The organism is Pseudoalteromonas sp. S16_S37, from assembly GCF_014694405.1.
Lineage (GTDB): Bacteria > Pseudomonadota > Gammaproteobacteria > Enterobacterales > Alteromonadaceae > Pseudoalteromonas.
Genome location: NZ_JAAUWV010000020.1, coordinates 37,348 through 54,780, shown reverse-complemented (window position 1 = coordinate 54,780; position 17,433 = coordinate 37,348). Strand labels below are relative to the sequence as shown.

The following is a 17,433-nucleotide window of genomic DNA, read 5'->3' as shown; positions in this document are numbered from 1 at the left end:
TCCCTACTCTTCGCCACTTAATGCCATACAGATACCGTTGTTTACGGCAACAGTTAGCAACTCCTGTTGCTTAGTTTCAATAAAGAGCGCTTGGGCCAAAGTTTCATCAGTTATTTTCATCGTGCCAAAATGTTTGGCGTGATAAGCCAACAACTGATCTACGCGGTTAAACTCTATTTGTTTGGCGCGCTCTTCGATTTTTTTACCGACAAGTTAAACTCTGGCTGATACTCATCAACAACAATGCCAGCCATTAACAACGATGCACCTGGTAACTTTAAGAATGTTTTAAGCTCCTGCTTTTGTTCATCTTTTACTGTTCCCATTAAAAAGTTAGTCGCGGGCTGAATTTTGTTGTTAGGCGAAGCACTGTTTAAATATTTGTTGTACGCTTGTGTCGTTACATTAAATGTAAATTCTTTATCATCACTCTCAATCACAATAACTTGATTAGACATCTTCCTTGTTCCTTTTAATTTGGTTTTGTTCCAATAATGTATAACTAAAAATAGTGCCGTAACGAGCAGCAGATTGCTCACATAGGCTGATAAACTCCTCGTAGTCACGGGGATCAGCAATGACCTGACACCCTGCGGACCACTTACCCACCAACTTTGACTCAACATGCTCGCCAGCTCGATGGCAGTTAATGCCAAAATAACCACTCTGTAATTCAGCTTGACTACCATCGGTTTGCAGGTCCTCGTTTTTGTCGTTATCACGAAGTACCAAAACGGGCTTGTTTTGCACCAGCGCTTTGTACTTGCCTTGATGATACCCAAATGTCCAAAGCCCTAAATGCTGGCCCGCAACCAGTACCGCCGTACCGTCTACATTCATGGGATGCTTGCGCCAGTAGATCCCCGCATCAGTAGTTGCTTTATATTGTTTAAGTTGCCACTCACCGTTTTGTTGATACAGCACACAAATCAAATCATTAAATGTATTGGCGCGTGTATTGTCTGAGCGAATGCCGATAATATTGAGGTTCAGTTCCCCTTCAAACACGGTGTATTTACTGAGTCCCATAGCACTCAGCAATAGCTTTGGTGTGATCGTTAAGCCACGCATTAGAGATTCCTCACTTCATCAGCTGTTAAATAAGGCACACTATTAATACGGATAAAATCAGGGCTTGTTATGGGACACTTCACGCTAAAGGTGTTTTCTTCGCCCCCTTCTGCTTTAATGTTTAACAGGTCTTCAAGCTGAGGCATGCATCCAAAGGCTTCTATATTCATATCGCCTGCGGCAACACTTGCAGTAAATTGCACGTCGAATGGCTCGATGCCTTTCCAGCTACCCGCTTGTTTAGCCTGTGCTTGTAGCAGCAAAAAGTTTTCGTGATCAAGTTTGAGCGTTACTTCAGCCTCTACTGGTCCATCAATCCAGCCTTTTGGCACGCCTCTTACCATTTTTGGTTTACGGCCATCAGTAATTTTTACGCTTGCTTCGGTCACATGCACCATTGCATTGCCCATAAAGCAATCAAAATCTTTTCCGCCTAATACTTTTTGAGTCATGAGCTTATCCTTAGCTATCTAGCATAATGCCTACAGTGATTGTATTCGGTGAGTCAATCGGTTTGATCTTGAGCACGATATGTACGTGCTTTTCGTTTAGGAACGTCAAGCTAATACTGTCTTCGGTTGGTGCATCAATTAGCCCGGGGAATCTGTCTTCGCCAATGGTGATGGACTTACTCATATCAAAAAGCGGTTTGCTCAATTTACGTTTGCCGTAAGCTATCCCCGTTGGACTATTATTTAACTGTCGGTTCTTAATTTCGTATGTCGCTTTAACATGCACCTGTCGTGCAGCCATGTCGAGTACGCGACCAATTTCAATTTGTTGAAAATCGCCACCATTCGCGTCAAGCATATTTACATCGCCAAAATAGGTGCCATCTAAGCTGGTGTAATACTGCACACAACTAAATCGCAGTGCATCAAGTGCCGATGTTGTGGCGTTCGTCAATGGGGTTCCTGCACTGTCTACTGGGGCTGTAAGTAGAGACATAGCCCCCGTTTTTGTGCGCATGGGGCTATCTGCAATCGTGACTGAACGCTTACACAAGCGCCCAACCACACCGCCAAGTTCATCGCCAATTAGCAATGGTACAACTGCAACGCGTTCAGCTACCACACCATCTGTAATAGGCTGTAGAGCGGTAATCAAATCAGCCCACGTTTGTGTGCCATCCAAACCTGGTACGGCAACTAAAGTGCGAACATAGCGTGCATATTTTGATTGGATCTCTAAGTTTTTTGCTTGGTAGCTTTCAACTTCTGCTTTACCCGTTGCAGGCTTGCAAATCACGATGATTTCGGGATTTACATCTTGTTCCATCGCTTTATCAATGAGCGACAAAACATTATCGTCACTGGTATGTGAAATTGCGTAACCACTGACCAAATCATCGCCATTGCGCTGCCATGCTTGTAGCTGTGTTTTAAGTGGTGAATCTGTTTCATCAAACAGCGCGTCAAAGTCGCTCTGTGCGTTGATTGGCTGTATAGAGCCGTTGTTTTTTGGCGCTTCACCAATAAACAAAACGGTTCGTTCAACTTCTGCTATTGCACCACTGCCTGTTTGCAACGTGGCGACTGAAACCTTCCCTTGTGCCATTTTCGTTCCTTTACGCCACTTGCATGGCTTTGTTTAACATAAAACTCATGTGCTGCTTGTGCTCTTTGGGTGTTTCACCCAAAAATGAGCGGGCGGGCAAGTCAATTTGCCATTCGCTCTTACCTGAGCCGCCCTTTAACTCCCTGAGCAAAAACCCCGCTTGTTTAAGCGTAATGTTTGCCACTATCCATTTTATACTGGGTCGTTTGGACCCTTTGCCTCGATTGCGTGGAATGGTATACCCCGCCCTTATCAAAGCCTTTGCCATTGGGCGTGTTGCCATCCCATCACTGTTGCGCTTACCACCACCTTTGCGTGGGTTCACATCAATGGTGGCACCTGTCTGATGGGCCGTTGCAATCTTGCCTACTCTGGCGCCTTTCAAATACACCTGTGCATCGTTAGCTCTTGCGCGAACTTTCAAATGTCGCTTTAACTTGGTGAGCATTTTCTTTTTTTTGCCGTTTGCTCGACCTTGCCAACTTTTACCCGCCAAATCTTTTTGCTTTGTGATTCGGTCTTTGCTTGCTCGGTTAACGCTCCTGATCACGCTTCTTAATATATTTTTACGCTTTTGCGGCTTGAGCGATAACAGCTGTAGCTGTTCAAGGCTCTGGCCTTGATCAAACTGCATACTAAGCACGGCTTATGTCTGCACCTAGTGTGAACAGTTCAGCAATCCAAATGCTTTGCTCACCAAAGTCATAACGAATACCGTTTAACTCAAACGGGCCGTTGTTTGTTTGAATTAGCTCTATGTCTTCACAAAGCTGAGTGATCGTTAGTTCAACTTCGTTGCTGCTGTCGTCGTTAACATCAGCACTAAATTCAATGTCTTTGCTGTCATTGCGCCCACCGTTGTTTTGCAACCAAAACGATGCAAAAGCACATATCAGTGCAGCAGGTGCAGCACATGGGTTTATGCTAATAACCCCCGAGTAATAAAAGCGTGCTGCTAATAACCCGTTGCCATTCACTGTTTTACTGCTCGGCTCAATTCGCCCGCCTTCAATCCAACAATCAAATTGCTCTGGTAGAGCTAGCAAATGCCCCTGATACTGCGCACTTTGTAAATGCGCTTTTAGCTTTGCTATTTTGCTTTGGCTCATAGCAACTCAACCGTGGCAGTGGTGCTTAATCCAACTAGCAAGCGCATGTTGTTTACGAATTGATGTAACCAATATTCATAGCTATCAACGCTTGCTTGCTGCTGTGCAGCGGCGTTATCTCTGTGCGTACTACCCAAGCGACTAATTAATGAGTTAGCTTTGGCTTTGCTACATACCGCCAATTTGTAAAACATTATTTGCTGCGCATTTAGCGGTTCGCCATTGCTGAGCAAAACCTTGTCGAGTTCTTGGTTTACCTCGGCTTGCGCTGCTTTTAACTTGTCGCTGATCAAATCTGTTTTGTTTGCATACTCACTGGGGATAGCAAAGTGTTCAATAAAGTAGGCGGTGCTTAAGTCAGGGTAATACCCATTACCCGCCACTACTTTGTCGTTTACTTGTACGTCTGCCAAAGGCATGTTTGATATATCCACTTTATATCCCTTAGTAATTAGTGTGGGCGCCACTTAGTCGTAAGCAGCCAATCAAATACTGTTAACTGGTTACGCTAAGTTGCCCACTGGCGTTGGAGCTATTGCAAAGGTATTTTTTTTCTATCTTTTCAATGAGTGTTTTAACACCCGCTTTTTCATTTATCTGTTGCGCAATTTTGCCGAATCGGACAGCATTACCATAGTTGTGCTGCGTGGCTTCTAGCTTCGTTGCAATGGCATATAGCTTTCCACCTGCGATTTCGCTACCTTCCCAGTTCTGATGGCGAGTGGCATGAATAACTTGCTGTAACGTAAACGCCATGTTTGCCAAATCATTCTTTGTGCAGCTATTTTGCAAGTAGTAATTGGCATCATCGTATAGTTGATCTATTAAGAATGTGGGCCAGTGTTTGGTTGAGAATACAGTTGGTAGTGGTTGCTTTTGCTCTATAAGCAATGGCAATAGCTCAATTGCTTGGTTCCATCGTTTTAAATCAACGAGCCAAACAAATACCCATGCAAGTACCATATTCGGATAATTGTCTCCACGTAACCTGTATTGAGTTAAAAACCCAAGATAATCATTCTTTTCAATCGCTTTGGCCTTGTAATCAGCTTTATCGCTAATATCACTAAATGTTTTTAGTTGAGCCAAGTCCGAAGTCATAGCCGCCTTAAATAACGCGTACTCGGTTTGCGTATCTATGTTGTTTTGCGCTTTTGATTGCTCTTGAACCTGCGCTTGCTTAGGTTTGCTTTTTGGTACTTCGCTATTTGTTTTGGCTTTGTTTAACGCTCTTTGAACTAGGCTCATATAAAAACACTCTTTAAAAGTGCCGCCTGCAAGCAGCTAGGCGGCAAAGTTTCACTTACTTGGGAATTAGGACCACGTGCCTTCGGCATCTTTATGGATTTTTACCGAGTCAGATTCGATGTAGGCAACCTTTTCTAAATCCTCTACGTAGTAACAGGCGTTGCGTGATTCATAGTCTTCAACACGCTTTTTCTTGGCGTTGTTTTCAATGCTCATTCTTATAGAACCTGACTGAATGTAATGGCTAAGGTTGTCAAAGCTGGTAACAAAAATACCCCTTGGCGGGAAAAATGAGATTTGAAAGCTCGGTAAGCCCCCATAAGTATTAATTACCTGAGACATTTCTACTTTTTGCTTTTCACTTGGGGTATGGGCATTTTTTGCATAATGCTTCCCCTTATCTTTAGCAATAAGTTCATCACCGATAATTGCGACAAGTCCAATACGCTTATGGAGTGGGATAAACTGAACCAAGTCATTTACTGCGCAATCTAAATTCTCGTAATCCCCACCTTCACCTATACGAATTTCGTCGGCTCTCACAGTCTCACCATCAGCGCCATCTTTAATTACTCGTAATGGGGCATCGTTTCGAATATGTTCTAACCAGCCAATGTTAACGTCTTGCATCATTGGATACTCATCTAAGTTCGTAGAATCAGCAACATGCGTTCCATACCAGCCAATTTTAATAATATCCAATGCTTTTTGTTGCCTTACATGGTTACGGTAACGCTCATGGAAATCAGGGAATTTTGCCCAGGCGTCCATTTTTGCCCATGCAAGGTGAGTATCAACCTCTTCAGGAAAACACTCATATTTACGCTTATCTAGCTTTGATGCATCTTTTGTTTTACGCTCTTTTGTATCATCTGTTTCAACTCCAGCACGCCCAGTTACGCCAGCCCCAGCACTCAGAAATAGAGGCTCGCCTTTAATCTCATCGGGCATGCCGTGATTGATACGGGTAAGAAACTCCGCTGATTCATAAACTTGATCGTATAGCTTTTGTTCTAAACTCGGATCAACTACAAAGTTCTCTGACACATTGGGCACACCGTAGTTTTCAGCTAGTGCACGGCATATAGAATTAAACACTTGAGTTGTTTGTGTACGCATAGCTTGTATCCTTACAGTAGATTCGCGTATTTGCCATCATCGCCTGTAGGCTCATCATCGGCGTTGGTTGTGTCGTCGGCTTCGGTCTTAGAAAGTTCGTTAAATTGATCTTTAAGCTGCTTAAACTCTTGGCTCTGTTTATCGAACTTTTCATTTAATTTGTTGAGCAGTTCCGTCTGCTCGGTGTTTTGGGCTCCGCCCTGGCCTTCATCCTGTTGGCCTTTTTCTTCTTCCGTATTTTTTGCAACCGCGGTCATCGAATCAGCGATTGTTTTAAAATGTGGAGAAAGCGAATCAGCGACGGCTTTCCCAATATCTGTTTTGTCTTGATCTGTTAATGGCATGATGTCGTCATCCTTGTTGAATAGGGTTTTAAAAAATGGCTTTTTTGAAGGCTTTTCTTCTTCTTTGAAAAGCCCAAGGTCAGCACGAAGAAAAGAAACGTCCGTGTTTTCTGCGCCTCGCTCTCTACTAAACTTAGCTCTTGATGTGTAGGTGCTTGCTGGGTAATCAGTGACGGCTAAACCTGTTAAATAGGTTTTGCCAGTTCCTTGGAAGTTGCGATCTCTTTCTATTGAAAAATAAACATGCTGATCTGCTTGATTAAGCAGAACAAAGCTGGCGTTAGGTGCAAGTATGGCGTATAGCACTTGAACACCATCTTCATTTTTTGATGTGCTGACTTCTATTACGTCACCAAGCATGCCACCATTTAGCTTAACCGATGATAAAGCTTCAGCTTTCCAGCCTGACCAATCTGCATAATGGTCAATGTTAATTCGAGCTCCATATTTCTTAGGGCTGTAGGTTTCAACAATATCGTTGATATCTTTCTCGGTAATTTCTCTACCATCGACTGTTAAACCAACAGCAGCAATAGCAAGCGGTATTGTTCGTAATTGACCTGACATTGATTAACCTGTTTAATGCGTTTCGCTTATTAACTTGCAATGAGTTTGCACGCTATTTTTGGTTATTTCTAACGGTTTAACTTTTTGAAATTCCTATATTTGCTCTTTAGGAAATGTTAGGTTTTTAAGTAACAGATTCGGCCCTTTTTTATCCTTAAACTGCAACTATGGATAATAAATAAGGGTGCAGGATGCAGCCAAAGTACGGACCAGACGTTCGCAAACAAGCGCAAGACTTGTATGTTGTGCAAGGCTATACGTTTGATGAAATAGCTGAATTGCCAAACATGCCAAGCGCGAGAAGCGTTAGACGCTGGGCTGACGATGGTAAATGGGCAGATATGTGCCCAAGCTATAATGCTGAAATGGCATTCAGTCGCCGTATTAATATCCTAACCGACAAGCCTGAAAAAAACGACGCTGATTATAAAGAGCTAGAGTTTTGCACTCGCCAACTCTGTGCGCTAAACAAAAGCAAACTCGCCCCAGCCCCGAAACAACGCGCAGCTAATGACGGTCAACCAGAAAGCAACGGCTCCGCTGGCAGTAGCAAAAAGAAGAAGAAAAAGAAAAACGACTGCTCAGCCATCACGGTTGAAATGCTCGACGAACTAAAAGAAAAGTTACTTTACCCGCACCAATTACACTGGTTTGAAAACCAAGACCACCGAAGCCGCTTTATATTAAAACCGCGCCAGATTGGTGCCACCTTCTACTTTGCATTTGAGGCGTTTTACGATGCTGTGGTAAATGGCCGAAATAAGATATTTATATCAGCAAGTCGTGACCAAGCCGAAGTATTCAAAGCCAACATAATTGCGCTGGTACGTGAGCACTTTAATATAGAACTCACTGGCTCGCCTATGGTGTTAAACCTTAAAGGCGGTAAGACGGTTAAGCTTATTTTCAAATCAACCAACGCAAGAACGGCGCAATCAGAAAGCGGCGACTTATATATAGACGAAGTGTTTTGGATACCAAAATACAAAACGCTTCGTAGCCTTGCCCAGGCAATGGCAACGCATAAGCATTTGAGGATCACTTACTTTAGTACGCCTTCAGTTACCAGCCACGAAGCATACGATCATTGGAATGGTAAGTGGTTTCGTAAAACCAAGGCTTGTAACGACCCTGAGTTTGCCATTGATTGTAGTCATAAAGCATTAAAAGCAGGCCGTTTATGTAAAGATGGCATTTGGCGGCAAATGCTCACCGTGCATGATGTGGTTAACTCTGGATTTGACCGCATTGATATATCTGTACTCGAAAACGAATATTCACAAGACGAGTTTGACAACTTGTTTATGTGTAAGTTTATAGACGATGCACACTCAGCGTTTAACTTAAAACAAATTATGGCTTGTGTTGGTGACTCGACTAAGTGGGATGATTTTGACGAAGAGTTTGAACGCCCATTTGCATTAAAACCTGTAGTGATTGGTTTTGACCCTGCCCGCTTTGGTGACAAAGCTTGTGTTGCTGTTTTAAGCCTACCAATGAAGCCTGGTGAAAAATTTAGGCTACTTGAAACGCTCGATTTAAGTGGCAACGATTTTGAGGCCATGGCCCGCGAGATAGAAGAACTCACACATAAATACAATGTGCAACATATTGGTGTTGATACCACTGGCATGGGTTATGGTGTTTGGGAGCTAATAACCGCATTTTTCCCAAATGCTGAGCCAATTCACTACAACCCGATCATTAAAAACCAAATGGTAATAAAAGCACTAAACGTGATTAAAAATCGCCGCTTTGAGTTTGATAAAGACGCGGTAAACATTGCCAGTTCCTTTATCAACATTCGCCGCAAAGTAGTTGGCGACCAAATCACCTATGCAACAAATCGCACTGAAACAACGGGCCATGCTGATATTGCTTGGGCAATAATGCACGCCATGAAATTTGAACCTTTAGACGGTAACACGATGGGCCGTCAAACATCTGTAGGGATAGCAGCTTAATGGATAAGCCAAGGATTAACGTAAAAAGTGGCGAAACGCCCAACTACACAGGGATGAGTGATGTATTTAGTTTTGGCGATCCCGAACCGTGTTTAGATAACCGACTCACTGACTACACGGGGGTTTTTGCTGATAGCAATGGTATATATGCACCACCTGTTAGTTTAAACGGCTTAGTAAAACTGCTTAGAGTCAACGCACAGCACGGCCCCATATTGGGCTTTAAACGCAATATGATCCTTAAGTGGTTTAAGTCAAATTCTGTATTGAGTAACGAGGCATTTAAAAAATTTGCATATGATTACCTTTGGTCTGGTAATGCATACCTACAAATAATCAAAAACCCATTCGGTCAAATAATCCGCTTGCGCCACCTGCCAGCACTAACTATGCGATACACAACAGAGCGCGGGGTATATGCGCAGCTCAGTAATAACCACTTAGAACCCATTCGCTTTAAAGCAGGTGAAATATTACATGTAAAGGAATACGACCCAGCGCAAGGTATTTACGGCATACCAGAATATTACGGCGGTATTCAAAGCGCATTGCTTAACGAAGACGCAACTTTGTTTAGACGCCGTTACTATAGAAATGGAGCACACATGGGTTTTATCTTTAGTATGGCTGACCCTAACCTAAGCATTGAAGATGAAAACAAGTTAAAAGACGCGATCAAAGACAGCAAAGGCGTGGGTAATTTTAGAAGCTTATTTTTTAACTTCAGAAGCAACAAAGCAGATGCAGAGAAGTCGATTAAGATCACCCCCGTTGGTGATATATCTACCAAAGACGAATTCGAGCGCATCAAGAAAATAACACTCAACGACATGTTGAGTATGCACCGTGCACAAGAAGCGCTGAGCGGTCAGAGTTCTGGCGAAAAAGCGGGGTTTGGTGATTTAGATAAAATCACCCGCGCCTACTACAACAACGAAGTAGTGCCGCTTCAACAGACCATGCAAGGCATTAACCGCTATTTGCCAGCCCATCAGCATATTGATTTTGCAATACCTAATTACTCCGACTTATACCCAAACAAGGATGAAGCCGCATGATAGATATGGAGCATTTAAAACACATTGTTCAATTTGTAGTGATCAGCATGGTAGCTGCTGCGATTCAATTATATCTATCACCCCACGCATTCACATTTGCACGATATTTTTTTAATGCACTCATGGCATTACTTGCGGCTTATTTGGTATCGAGCTTTTGTGAATTTTGGCAAGTCGCTGAAAGTGCTCGCCCCGGCTTTATTGGTGTAGGAGCTTATTTAGCGCCACACCTATTTAATGGACTAAACAACTTAGGGCAAAGGTTTAGTAAAGATCCCCTAAAAGTGATTAATCAATTAAGGAGAAAGTAATGGGGTGGTTATCAAAAATTTTTAGCGTTGGTACTGCTGAGCCCGTTAAAGCTGTAGGTGAATTAATGGATGAACTATTTACGTCTGATGAAGAGGTTCTCACATTAGAAACCGTTAAACAACGCATAGCTCAAAAGCCGCAACTTGCACAAGCCAAAATTAATCAGGTGCAGGCAGCACACCGCAGCATTTTTGTTGCGGGTGCTCGGCCTTTTTTGATGTGGGTTTGCGGCCTTGGCTTTTTATTCGCTTTTGTCGTCAACCCCGTTTTGCAATGGCTTTGGCCTGATCTTGGCGCGCCAGAATTGCCACTGAATGTTATGATGGAACTTACGTTGGCAATGCTTGGACTCGCTGGTTTGAGAACCGTTGAGAAAATGAATGGTGTTTCTAAATAGCTGTTGAAATTCACAACCAAGAGTTAAAAGTATAATAAATTCAAACATATAACAGGTCCTTTCAATTATAGACCTGTTATATTTTAGGCTCATCATTAAAAATAACACCAGTTAAGTGACTATTTACCCTAATTAAGAAAAAAGTAGTATTTTATAAATCGTGTTCTTTGATGGCCTCAACGATCCCTGCTTTTTCATTCAGCTTGTTTAAGGCTGGCGCAAAGTTGGGCTCACGCACGCCGTTGAGCGCACATGCTGACTTTTTATCTATCCCTATCACCAAATAGTCATATAGCGCCGCTTTGACACTTTCACTTGATATTTTAGTTAACTGCAAAAGCAGCTTAAAACGCTCTTCGCTCTGCATTCCTTTAAAAAGATAATTCATAAAAAAATTATGTGTTAAGTCATAATTATTTTATTTTAATTGTGTTTTCGATTTTTACAATGATTTTTAATGTTGAGTTGTCACTTTCATGTCAAAGCTTGTCACAACTTTGACAATGAGATCCTTTTCAATAATCAGACAGATCCTTTATTTACTTGGCTTAGCATTAATATTGGTGTCACAAAGCCTGTCAATTTGACGTATTTTTTGCGCGAAAGCGGAAGGCGAGGAGGAGTGAATTTTTCGCCCTTTTGGTTTCTCAGTAGCTATTCTGGATATGATTTGCTGTAATGATGAGTGCTGTATATAATCACAGTAACTTAAACGGTAAGTGGTGTTGAAAATGGCAAGAGTTCTCTGCCCTAATTGCAATAGCAAAGCAACGATTACATCAAGGGAAAAGCAATCAGATCACGTTGCTGATTTATATGTATCGTGTACTAACACTAAAAATTGCGGTGCTACGTTCGTAAGCACAATTGCATTTAAACATTATTTAAACCCCCCAAGGCAAGATACCGCACAACTTGCTGCTTCTTTACTGAGAAACTTACCCAAAGAAAAGCAATTAGAACTGATTGGGGTTTAAGCTCTTAACCCCATTGCCCACCAATCATTATCAGCTATGGCACATGCTTCGCCATTAATAACCAGCGTTGCCAGTTCAAGATCACCCAAATAGTCCGCTTTGCCTTTGGCTCTAACACTGATGTTTAACTCTTCTCGGTCTTCAATATCTGCATATGTGTAAGCAAGTGCAACTAGTTCACGTGCATAACGCCACTGTTCTTTGTTCGGTTCGTAGCTCTCAATTGCTTTAACATGACTACCACCCACTTTACCGAAAGAATATAGCTCGCCATTTGAAACGTAATACACTATATCTTCATGAACAACAGCCTCGCCATCATAACCTGGTGTAAGTTCGCCAAATGGGTTATTTAGCTGGTAGCCTTTAAACTCTCCAAATAGCGGCCACACATCGTGTTTTATTCTCGGCACTTCCATTTGCGGATATGAATACAGTTCGTACGCAATAGAGAAATACACCCGCCCTTTAAGTGTAAGGCTTTCACCATCGCGCAAACGGTTAGCATCCTCTAAGCAAAAGTATGGCCAGTGCTTGTTGCACTCAATTAACCCGTCACTGTCGTTAGTATTGTTAGCTTTATATGCTTCAACACGTGCAATGCTATCAATAAGAGCCTTTTGATTTTCTTTTATCTGCGCTTTTTTATCCAAAACTATTAATCTGCCACTTCTGACCATATAAATTTGACCGTTTCGCCGCACTCTTTTGCCGTCAACGAGATCCTTTTTAAACTCCCTGATCTCTTGAGCGGTAAAACCGTGCATATCTAGCAATAACTCGTCCTTATCCCTTGTAGTGCAAGGCGTACAATTATTCCCACTAGTCCAAGATAGGTCGGCTGCGCCGACGTTGTTAGCATCGTGCAACGTATCAGCATTAGTGTTGTTATTGGTAGCGGTGCCAATAGGCTGTTTGTCCCATGTGTGCACACGGGTAACTAAACTAGTAAACGATTGTGTATCTTCAATACCTTTAAGCCTCTTAACACACTCACCATATTCGTTACCATGGGGTGTAATTTCGTACGCAGGTTTATACCTTGCATCACGGCCAATACCAAAGCCCCCCATTAAATCAACGAAGGTTTTAAAGTCGCCTTGATCTGCTGCAAGTCTTATTTTTTCAAGGTCATCATTGCCCTTTATTTCTTCTCTTACTCTGCGAAGTTCTCGCCAAATTGTAATTGGTGGGGATTTTTGAAATTGAAATTGCCGAATACCCCAAGTACTGGCCCATGCTTTAACGGGGTTGATAGCTTGTGTTAGCTTCTCCCCTGTTTCAGCATCATATTCGTTAGCTAGTGCAAAGCCGTCTATGTTCTTACTAATGTATTTAGCAATATATGCTGCTGCACCGCCTTTGCGTTTACCGTCCGCCTCAACTGTTGCAGGGTCCATTTTAATAGCTGTGTAACGCGGGCCGCTCGGCGTGTAGTCTTTTTTAGGCTCTTTAGTGTATACACCACGCTTTTTGTTAAGCCCCCATATACGCCGAGACTTTGTGTACTTGGCTCTTAAATCACGGCGCCTTTTAAATCTCTCAAAAAATACACCTCTATCGTCTCGAGTAAAGTATCTGCGAAGCGTGTGGTTTACTTTGTTGTAATGACGCTCTGGCATCCAAAGCAACATATGCCAATGGGGGCAACCATCTGCATGCGGTTCAGCAACACGCAACCCCAAATAAGGGATCTCTAATCTGTCTAATTTAGCCCTAGCTTGTGAAAACAGTTTATTTAAATAATCGTTGGCTTCTTTGGGTGTTGAACCATCCCAGCTTTTTGAATGCGCATGAAAACGGCTAGGGGTAGTTATGTTGAAAAACCCGCCAACATAGCCCATTGCCTCGGCCATTTCTTCCGTTTCTCGTATACGTAACATCAACTCGTTACGCATATTTTCAGGGTTCGCAACCCCCGCTTCAACCGCCTTCATGAGTGAAATTACATCACCACATTCGTTTACAAGCTCAAGGCTTTCTAAATACCTTTTACCCTTTTCTTTATTGTATTTGTATTCACTTAACGCTTGTTTAGAGCAATATGCATTTATGCCTTTGCGCTTCTTAACACGTTCTTTGTTCTTTTTGTCATATGCAGAAAATACATCACGACCTACTTCGCCCGTGGCTATCTCTAAATGCTCAAGATAGCGCGCCCTGATCCTTTTTAACTTAACGCACCACCACTTATGGCATTGTGCTTTAAGTAGCCCAACTTCTGCGTCAGGCTCAGTTAGATATATGCCTTTTTCTGAGTATTTAAGCGACACACCCAAGGGGGCGGCAAATTCAGCAATTGCGTTGTAATAATCAACAGCATCAAATTTATTGTCTTCTTCTGCAAGTTCACACAAAATTGTCGAAACTTGGTTCGCTAACACACCCGCATGCTTTTTCGTTTTTTCTAAATTCGCTAGGATGTACCAAGGCAATGGCATTTCTGAGACTATTTTTTGTAAAATTTTTATGCGTGGCTTAAGACTTTTAATAGTTCTCCTAAACCATTCATTGGCTTTATATTTACTCCGTACGCTATCATCACATCTTGATAAGTAGCGCTTTGCAAACCGCATTTGTAGTGGCTTTGGCACTACTGCTAAACACTCTGAAATAAAAGCCTTGTCTGAATCATCCATTTCACTAAATAGCCCCATAACAGCACTTGATACTTTGCTACTACTGGCGAGCTTTTTTAGTGTTTTAAGATGCTCTGCATCATCAATCGACTGTACATCAAATGAAAAAGGTTTATGCTCGTAATTTTTCGCGAAACATAAACTTTGCGCGGTTTGACGAACAAAAGAAGCCTGTATGCTTCTTTTTTTAGTTGTTTCTGCTATCTGCTTAACAATGTAATTATGGTGTTTATTATCATGCACCTTTTTAAGAGCTGATTTAGCTTGGTCACTGAATGCAAACTTTTTAGTTTCACCCGCTTTAGTGACCAGGACTGTTTCAACGTCAATGCGCTGTTCTGATTGCTGTAAAAACTCACAAAACCAAGTGTTTGCGTTTTCACTTGGGTTTGTAGGCTCTTTTTTATACCACCCTTTTTCACGTTTAGTATCGAGTTTATCAAGATAATTAGCGACTAATTTAAGTTGTGTATAGGTGGTAAATTTAGGAAGGTTAGTTACTAAAGTTTCTCTGTGCTTAACGTCATAAACCGCATCAGTTTTAACCGATACGGCTATAGGTATATCATAAGTTTTAAATTCAAACGCAATCACGACTTTGCAAGGATCGCGTAAATTGCCGACACATACTTTGCTTGATGAATGGCATCATCAATTGCATTATGCGTGGTTCCGATAAATGGCACCTCTTTTTTTGGATTAAACTTTTTGAGCGTGAGCCCAAGTTCTACAACCGTTCTTACATCTCGGTCATTCCAAAATCGCCATGGCTTTGTTGATTTAATTGCTTTATACGCATTAGACAAAATTACGTTATCAAAACTGGCTCCATTCCCCCAAACAACACGGTCATGAATATTTTCAATTTGCCCTATCCAGTCTGAAAACGCATAAAGCGCTTCTCTTAGTACGTTAGTATCATCACTGGTTATTTCAGCTCGTGCAGCATCACTTTGTTTTAACCACCAAATCACTGTGCTTGCATCAATGTCGCCAAACTTTACTGCGTCTTCCAAAGCTATTTTTTTATAAAAAGAATCGCCTATTTCACCCGTAATGGGGTCAAAAAAAACAGCTCCAATAGCCACTATTGCAGCGTTACTGCCTTGGCCCATCGTTTCTAAATCAAGCATCACATTATTCATTACAACGCTCCTGAAAAGTTAATTTCAATCGCTGGTACACCTAATTGGACAGCCTCTAAAGCGCAGTTCATTTGGTGTAATACATGGGTAAACACACTTTGCTGTTTAGCGATTAGTTTTAATATTGGTAAAAAATCAGATAAACAATTTTCACACTCAATGAGCATTGCAACAGTTGCGCGTTTGCTTAAATTTCTTATTGTAAAATTTGCTTGTTCAATGATGTGTACAACAATTTCAGTGTTTAAATCCCGTTTTTTACACAGATCTTGGTCTTTGATATGGGTCATTTTTTAGTCCTTAGTGGGTAATTTTAGATAACAAATAAATTAGGGTGTACGCAGCGTCTTTTGCTTTTACTAAATACAAAATGTGCATATTCAATTGAGTCTGTTTTGTTTGGCTTTTCGGGGTTAAAACCTGGTCGTTTATGGTGAACAAAAACACTGTCTAGTGGTAATTCTGTCCACATTGATAAACGCTTTTTTGTTCCTAACCAATTTAAACGTTGCAACATAATCACATAACCATCGCTACAAACATGCTCTAACGCTTTATATACAAACTCTTGAGCTATTGAAAACGGAGGGTTAGTAATAACCGTTTGATAATATCCTTCTCCTCTTGTTTGCAAGAAATCAACTTCACAATGCTGGGCTCTGCTATCTGCGCGAATGTCCCATGTGTCCACTTTTTTGCCGAACTTAGCAAGTGCTTTGGGGTAGCTCATTTCGTACTTTTCACAACCACCCGCACTGGGGTCTAAAATACGATTACCAATCATAATTGGTCTAACTGGTGTGCCAAATGGGTCAATTGCATGTAGAAATTGCTCAATTAACCACGTTGGGGTAACGTAATAATCATCGTCGTTTCTATCCGATACTCGTGCTGTTGAACTCATCACGCCACCTAATCAATTTGCTGTTGAATAGGGGTAATAGATACAACGCTACCCTCTTGGTACTTAGGCTCATTTGGTTTAGCACCTTGAAACCATTTTTCGGGCGTCAGTGCATTAGCATCAATAAAACTAAGCACTGTTCCGTTTATGAACATTAGAGCATTTCGCAACTCGTGAGCTTCGTCTATTGTAAAATCGCACCAGTTTTTATCTGAATCAAACCGACCCAATTTTGCGACATAGCAAAGTAGAGAGCGCTCTTTAATTGATAATAAATTGTTCCAAACATATTCAGGTGTGTTTTTAGGTTTACCACGCATTTGACGAATTTCTAACAGCCCTTTTGGTATATGGTTATGGTGAACAGATAACTGGGGTTCATGTTGTAACTCAATTGATTTTGCATTAGCCATGATTAACACTCCTAGTTAGATAGCTCATTAATATATTGACTTCTAAAAGCGCGTAACTCTGTCTGCTTGTAATGATTGGCTTTTCCAAATTGAATGGCTTTTGGGAACCCCTCAAGTTTCGACAATTTCCAAAACTTATTTCGGCCACACCCTAAAAGCTGCATAGCTTCGTTTGTACTCAAAAGCCTGTCTTCTGACTCTTCAAGCTTTTGGCGCAGTTCTAGGTTCTCATGTAGTAAAGTGAATAAAAGTGCTTTGGCATCGTCTTGAATTTGCAAAGTGCTAATGTGTTCTGATGAAATCATGCTGCTTGCTCCTGCTGTTCAATTAGTCTTGACCTATAGATATGGTCAAAGCTCTCTTGGCTCATAGATCTATATATTTTTATATCTGATTCAAGCCAAGCGACACGGCCCTCTGATATCCTGTGGCAAGGAGGAAAGTTGCAATTCGCCATTTTCTTGTATACTAGTGGCCGTGAAAACCCCACCTCTATGGAAACTTCCTTTGCTGAAAGTAATCTTTCTTCATCACCAATTGCTTGACCATTTATATTCAATCTAGTGCTAGTGTCCATATATTCACCTTTTTCTATAATTGGTATTTAAA

The 17,433-nt window shown here is 41.6% G+C and carries 24 protein-coding genes; 5 read left to right on the top strand and 19 right to left on the bottom strand.

The features are described 5' to 3' along the window. Positions 1–3 precede the first annotated feature (3 nt). The 11 genes from HC733_RS23630 to HC733_RS10885 all read right to left on the bottom strand — a co-directional run bounded on the left by HC733_RS23630 (position 4) and on the right by HC733_RS10885 (position 7,015). Complete coding sequence (locus HC733_RS23630) at positions 4–120, bottom strand: DUF6890 family protein (protein ID WP_446727639.1); 117 nt, start codon at positions 118–120, stop codon at positions 4–6. A 53-nt stretch (positions 121–173) separates the two neighbouring features. Beyond that, positions 174–458, bottom strand: a complete 285-nt coding sequence (locus HC733_RS10930) for a putative phage tail assembly chaperone (RefSeq protein ID WP_190365081.1) — start codon at positions 456–458, stop codon at positions 174–176. Further along, a complete protein-coding gene (locus tag HC733_RS10925; RefSeq protein ID WP_190365080.1) occupies positions 451–1,071 on the bottom strand; it encodes a hypothetical protein in 621 nt (206 codons plus the stop codon). Before HC733_RS10925 ends, HC733_RS10930 begins: the two co-directional genes overlap by 8 nt. Further along, positions 1,071–1,523 (bottom strand): phage protein, encoded by a 453-nt coding sequence (locus tag HC733_RS10920; RefSeq protein ID WP_190365079.1) that lies wholly within the window; start codon positions 1,521–1,523, stop codon positions 1,071–1,073. Before HC733_RS10920 ends, HC733_RS10925 begins: the two co-directional genes overlap by 1 nt. Before the next feature lie 10 nt (positions 1,524–1,533). After that, positions 1,534–2,628 (bottom strand): DUF2586 domain-containing protein, encoded by a 1,095-nt coding sequence (locus HC733_RS10915; protein WP_190365078.1) that lies wholly within the window; start codon positions 2,626–2,628, stop codon positions 1,534–1,536. A gap of 10 nt (positions 2,629–2,638) precedes the next feature. Further along, positions 2,639–3,262, bottom strand: a complete 624-nt coding sequence (locus tag HC733_RS10910) for a phage virion morphogenesis protein (protein ID WP_194710038.1) — start codon at positions 3,260–3,262, stop codon at positions 2,639–2,641. A gap of 1 nt (position 3,263) precedes the next feature. Further along, positions 3,264–3,737, bottom strand: coding sequence for a phage tail protein (locus HC733_RS10905; protein ID WP_190365076.1), 474 nt, complete (start codon positions 3,735–3,737; stop codon positions 3,264–3,266). Then, positions 3,734–4,171 carry a head completion/stabilization protein gene (locus HC733_RS10900; protein WP_190365075.1) on the bottom strand — a complete coding sequence of 146 codons (438 nt, stop codon included), beginning with the start codon at positions 4,169–4,171 and terminating at the stop codon, positions 3,734–3,736. The genes HC733_RS10905 and HC733_RS10900 overlap by 4 nt, the downstream gene beginning before the upstream one ends. Positions 4,172–4,232: 61 nt before the next feature. Then, the gene (gene gpM, locus HC733_RS10895) at positions 4,233–4,985 is read right to left on the bottom strand and encodes a phage terminase small subunit (RefSeq protein WP_190365074.1); all 753 of its coding nucleotides are present in this window, start codon (positions 4,983–4,985) and stop codon (positions 4,233–4,235) included. A gap of 66 nt (positions 4,986–5,051) precedes the next feature. Then, positions 5,052–6,104: a phage major capsid protein, P2 family gene (locus HC733_RS10890; RefSeq protein WP_190365073.1), complete on the bottom strand. Its 1,053-nt coding sequence runs from the start codon at positions 6,102–6,104 to the stop codon at positions 5,052–5,054. Between the two features lie 11 nt (positions 6,105–6,115). Further along, entirely contained in the window at positions 6,116–7,015 is a 900-nt protein-coding gene (locus HC733_RS10885; RefSeq protein WP_190365072.1) for a GPO family capsid scaffolding protein, read from the bottom strand. A 191-nt stretch (positions 7,016–7,206) separates the two neighbouring features. On the opposite strand from HC733_RS10885, the gene HC733_RS10880 reads away from it, so the two are divergent. From HC733_RS10880 to HC733_RS10865, 4 genes are read left to right on the top strand one after another with little or no spacing between them, the layout of a single operon-like run. Continuing rightward, a complete protein-coding gene (locus HC733_RS10880; RefSeq protein WP_190365071.1) occupies positions 7,207–8,979 on the top strand; it encodes a terminase large subunit domain-containing protein in 1,773 nt (590 codons plus the stop codon). Further along, entirely contained in the window at positions 8,979–10,037 is a 1,059-nt protein-coding gene (locus HC733_RS10875) for a phage portal protein (RefSeq protein ID WP_190365070.1), read from the top strand. The genes HC733_RS10880 and HC733_RS10875 overlap by 1 nt, the downstream gene beginning before the upstream one ends. Further along, the gene (locus HC733_RS10870; RefSeq protein WP_190365069.1) at positions 10,034–10,348 is read left to right on the top strand and encodes a hypothetical protein; all 315 of its coding nucleotides are present in this window, start codon (positions 10,034–10,036) and stop codon (positions 10,346–10,348) included. The genes HC733_RS10875 and HC733_RS10870 overlap by 4 nt, the downstream gene beginning before the upstream one ends. After that, complete coding sequence (locus HC733_RS10865; RefSeq protein ID WP_190365068.1) at positions 10,348–10,746, top strand: 3TM-type holin; 399 nt, start codon at positions 10,348–10,350, stop codon at positions 10,744–10,746. The genes HC733_RS10870 and HC733_RS10865 overlap by 1 nt, the downstream gene beginning before the upstream one ends. Positions 10,747–10,897: 151 nt before the next feature. On the opposite strand, the gene HC733_RS10860 is transcribed toward HC733_RS10865, so the two are convergent. Then, positions 10,898–11,134: a PapB/FocB family fimbrial expression transcriptional regulator gene (locus tag HC733_RS10860; protein ID WP_190365067.1), complete on the bottom strand. Its 237-nt coding sequence runs from the start codon at positions 11,132–11,134 to the stop codon at positions 10,898–10,900. A 343-nt stretch (positions 11,135–11,477) separates the two neighbouring features. Between HC733_RS10860 and HC733_RS10855 the strand changes: the two genes are divergently transcribed. Next, positions 11,478–11,723: an ogr/Delta-like zinc finger family protein gene (locus HC733_RS10855; protein WP_190365066.1), complete on the top strand. Its 246-nt coding sequence runs from the start codon at positions 11,478–11,480 to the stop codon at positions 11,721–11,723. Here HC733_RS10855 and HC733_RS10850 read toward each other — a convergent pair. The 7 genes from HC733_RS10850 to HC733_RS10820 are packed head-to-tail and all read right to left on the bottom strand — an operon-like array spanning position 11,720 to position 17,401. Next, on the bottom strand, positions 11,720–14,956 hold the full coding sequence (locus tag HC733_RS10850) for a replication endonuclease (RefSeq protein ID WP_190365065.1): 3,237 nt from the start codon (positions 14,954–14,956) through the stop codon (positions 11,720–11,722). The genes HC733_RS10855 and HC733_RS10850 overlap by 4 nt on opposite strands. Then, positions 14,953–15,507 (bottom strand): 3'-5' exonuclease, encoded by a 555-nt coding sequence (locus HC733_RS10845; protein WP_190365064.1) that lies wholly within the window; start codon positions 15,505–15,507, stop codon positions 14,953–14,955. The genes HC733_RS10850 and HC733_RS10845 overlap by 4 nt, the downstream gene beginning before the upstream one ends. Next, positions 15,507–15,797, bottom strand: a complete 291-nt coding sequence (locus tag HC733_RS10840) for a hypothetical protein (RefSeq protein WP_190365063.1) — start codon at positions 15,795–15,797, stop codon at positions 15,507–15,509. The genes HC733_RS10845 and HC733_RS10840 overlap by 1 nt, the downstream gene beginning before the upstream one ends. Before the next feature lie 23 nt (positions 15,798–15,820). Next, the gene (locus tag HC733_RS10835; RefSeq protein WP_190365062.1) at positions 15,821–16,411 is read right to left on the bottom strand and encodes an SAM-dependent methyltransferase; all 591 of its coding nucleotides are present in this window, start codon (positions 16,409–16,411) and stop codon (positions 15,821–15,823) included. 8 nt (positions 16,412–16,419) lie between these two features. Beyond that, entirely contained in the window at positions 16,420–16,824 is a 405-nt protein-coding gene (locus HC733_RS10830; RefSeq protein WP_190365061.1) for a hypothetical protein, read from the bottom strand. Positions 16,825–16,835: 11 nt separating this feature from the next. Continuing rightward, positions 16,836–17,129, bottom strand: a complete 294-nt coding sequence (locus tag HC733_RS10825; protein ID WP_190365060.1) for a helix-turn-helix transcriptional regulator — start codon at positions 17,127–17,129, stop codon at positions 16,836–16,838. After that, positions 17,126–17,401 carry a helix-turn-helix transcriptional regulator gene (locus HC733_RS10820; RefSeq protein WP_190365059.1) on the bottom strand — a complete coding sequence of 92 codons (276 nt, stop codon included), beginning with the start codon at positions 17,399–17,401 and terminating at the stop codon, positions 17,126–17,128. Before HC733_RS10820 ends, HC733_RS10825 begins: the two co-directional genes overlap by 4 nt. Positions 17,402–17,433: the final 32 nt, after the last annotated feature.

Excerpts from the sequence above, each read along its gene's own strand:
- HC733_RS10855 (WP_190365066.1), top strand. The coding sequence starts at position 11,478 with ATGGCAAGAGTTCTCTGCCCTAATTGCAATAGCAAAGCAACGATTACA.
- HC733_RS10930 (WP_190365081.1), bottom strand. The coding sequence starts at position 458 with ATGTCTAATCAAGTTATTGTGATTGAGAGTGATGATAAAGAATTTACA.
- HC733_RS10885 (WP_190365072.1), bottom strand. The coding sequence starts at position 7,015 with ATGTCAGGTCAATTACGAACAATACCGCTTGCTATTGCTGCTGTTGGT.
- HC733_RS10840 (WP_190365063.1), bottom strand. The coding sequence starts at position 15,797 with ATGACCCATATCAAAGACCAAGATCTGTGTAAAAAACGGGATTTAAAC.
- HC733_RS10890 (WP_190365073.1), bottom strand. The coding sequence starts at position 6,104 with ATGCGTACACAAACAACTCAAGTGTTTAATTCTATATGCCGTGCACTA.
- HC733_RS10865 (WP_190365068.1), top strand. The coding sequence starts at position 10,348 with ATGGGGTGGTTATCAAAAATTTTTAGCGTTGGTACTGCTGAGCCCGTT.
- HC733_RS10845 (WP_190365064.1), bottom strand. The coding sequence starts at position 15,507 with ATGAATAATGTGATGCTTGATTTAGAAACGATGGGCCAAGGCAGTAAC.
- HC733_RS10910 (WP_194710038.1), bottom strand. The coding sequence starts at position 3,262 with ATGCAGTTTGATCAAGGCCAGAGCCTTGAACAGCTACAGCTGTTATCG.
- HC733_RS10860 (WP_190365067.1), bottom strand. The coding sequence starts at position 11,134 with ATGAATTATCTTTTTAAAGGAATGCAGAGCGAAGAGCGTTTTAAGCTG.
- HC733_RS10820 (WP_190365059.1), bottom strand. The coding sequence starts at position 17,401 with ATGGACACTAGCACTAGATTGAATATAAATGGTCAAGCAATTGGTGAT.
- HC733_RS23630 (WP_446727639.1), bottom strand. The coding sequence starts at position 120 with ATGAAAATAACTGATGAAACTTTGGCCCAAGCGCTCTTTATTGAAACT.
- HC733_RS10905 (WP_190365076.1), bottom strand. The coding sequence starts at position 3,737 with ATGAGCCAAAGCAAAATAGCAAAGCTAAAAGCGCATTTACAAAGTGCG.
- HC733_RS10835 (WP_190365062.1), bottom strand. The coding sequence starts at position 16,411 with ATGAGTTCAACAGCACGAGTATCGGATAGAAACGACGATGATTATTAC.
- HC733_RS10915 (WP_190365078.1), bottom strand. The coding sequence starts at position 2,628 with ATGGCACAAGGGAAGGTTTCAGTCGCCACGTTGCAAACAGGCAGTGGT.
- gpM (WP_190365074.1), bottom strand. The coding sequence starts at position 4,985 with ATGAGCCTAGTTCAAAGAGCGTTAAACAAAGCCAAAACAAATAGCGAA.
- HC733_RS10880 (WP_190365071.1), top strand. The coding sequence starts at position 7,207 with ATGCAGCCAAAGTACGGACCAGACGTTCGCAAACAAGCGCAAGACTTG.
- HC733_RS10925 (WP_190365080.1), bottom strand. The coding sequence starts at position 1,071 with ATGCGTGGCTTAACGATCACACCAAAGCTATTGCTGAGTGCTATGGGA.
- HC733_RS10875 (WP_190365070.1), top strand. The coding sequence starts at position 8,979 with ATGGATAAGCCAAGGATTAACGTAAAAAGTGGCGAAACGCCCAACTAC.
- HC733_RS10825 (WP_190365060.1), bottom strand. The coding sequence starts at position 17,129 with ATGATTTCATCAGAACACATTAGCACTTTGCAAATTCAAGACGATGCC.
- HC733_RS10830 (WP_190365061.1), bottom strand. The coding sequence starts at position 16,824 with ATGGCTAATGCAAAATCAATTGAGTTACAACATGAACCCCAGTTATCT.
- HC733_RS10870 (WP_190365069.1), top strand. The coding sequence starts at position 10,034 with ATGATAGATATGGAGCATTTAAAACACATTGTTCAATTTGTAGTGATC.
- HC733_RS10920 (WP_190365079.1), bottom strand. The coding sequence starts at position 1,523 with ATGACTCAAAAAGTATTAGGCGGAAAAGATTTTGATTGCTTTATGGGC.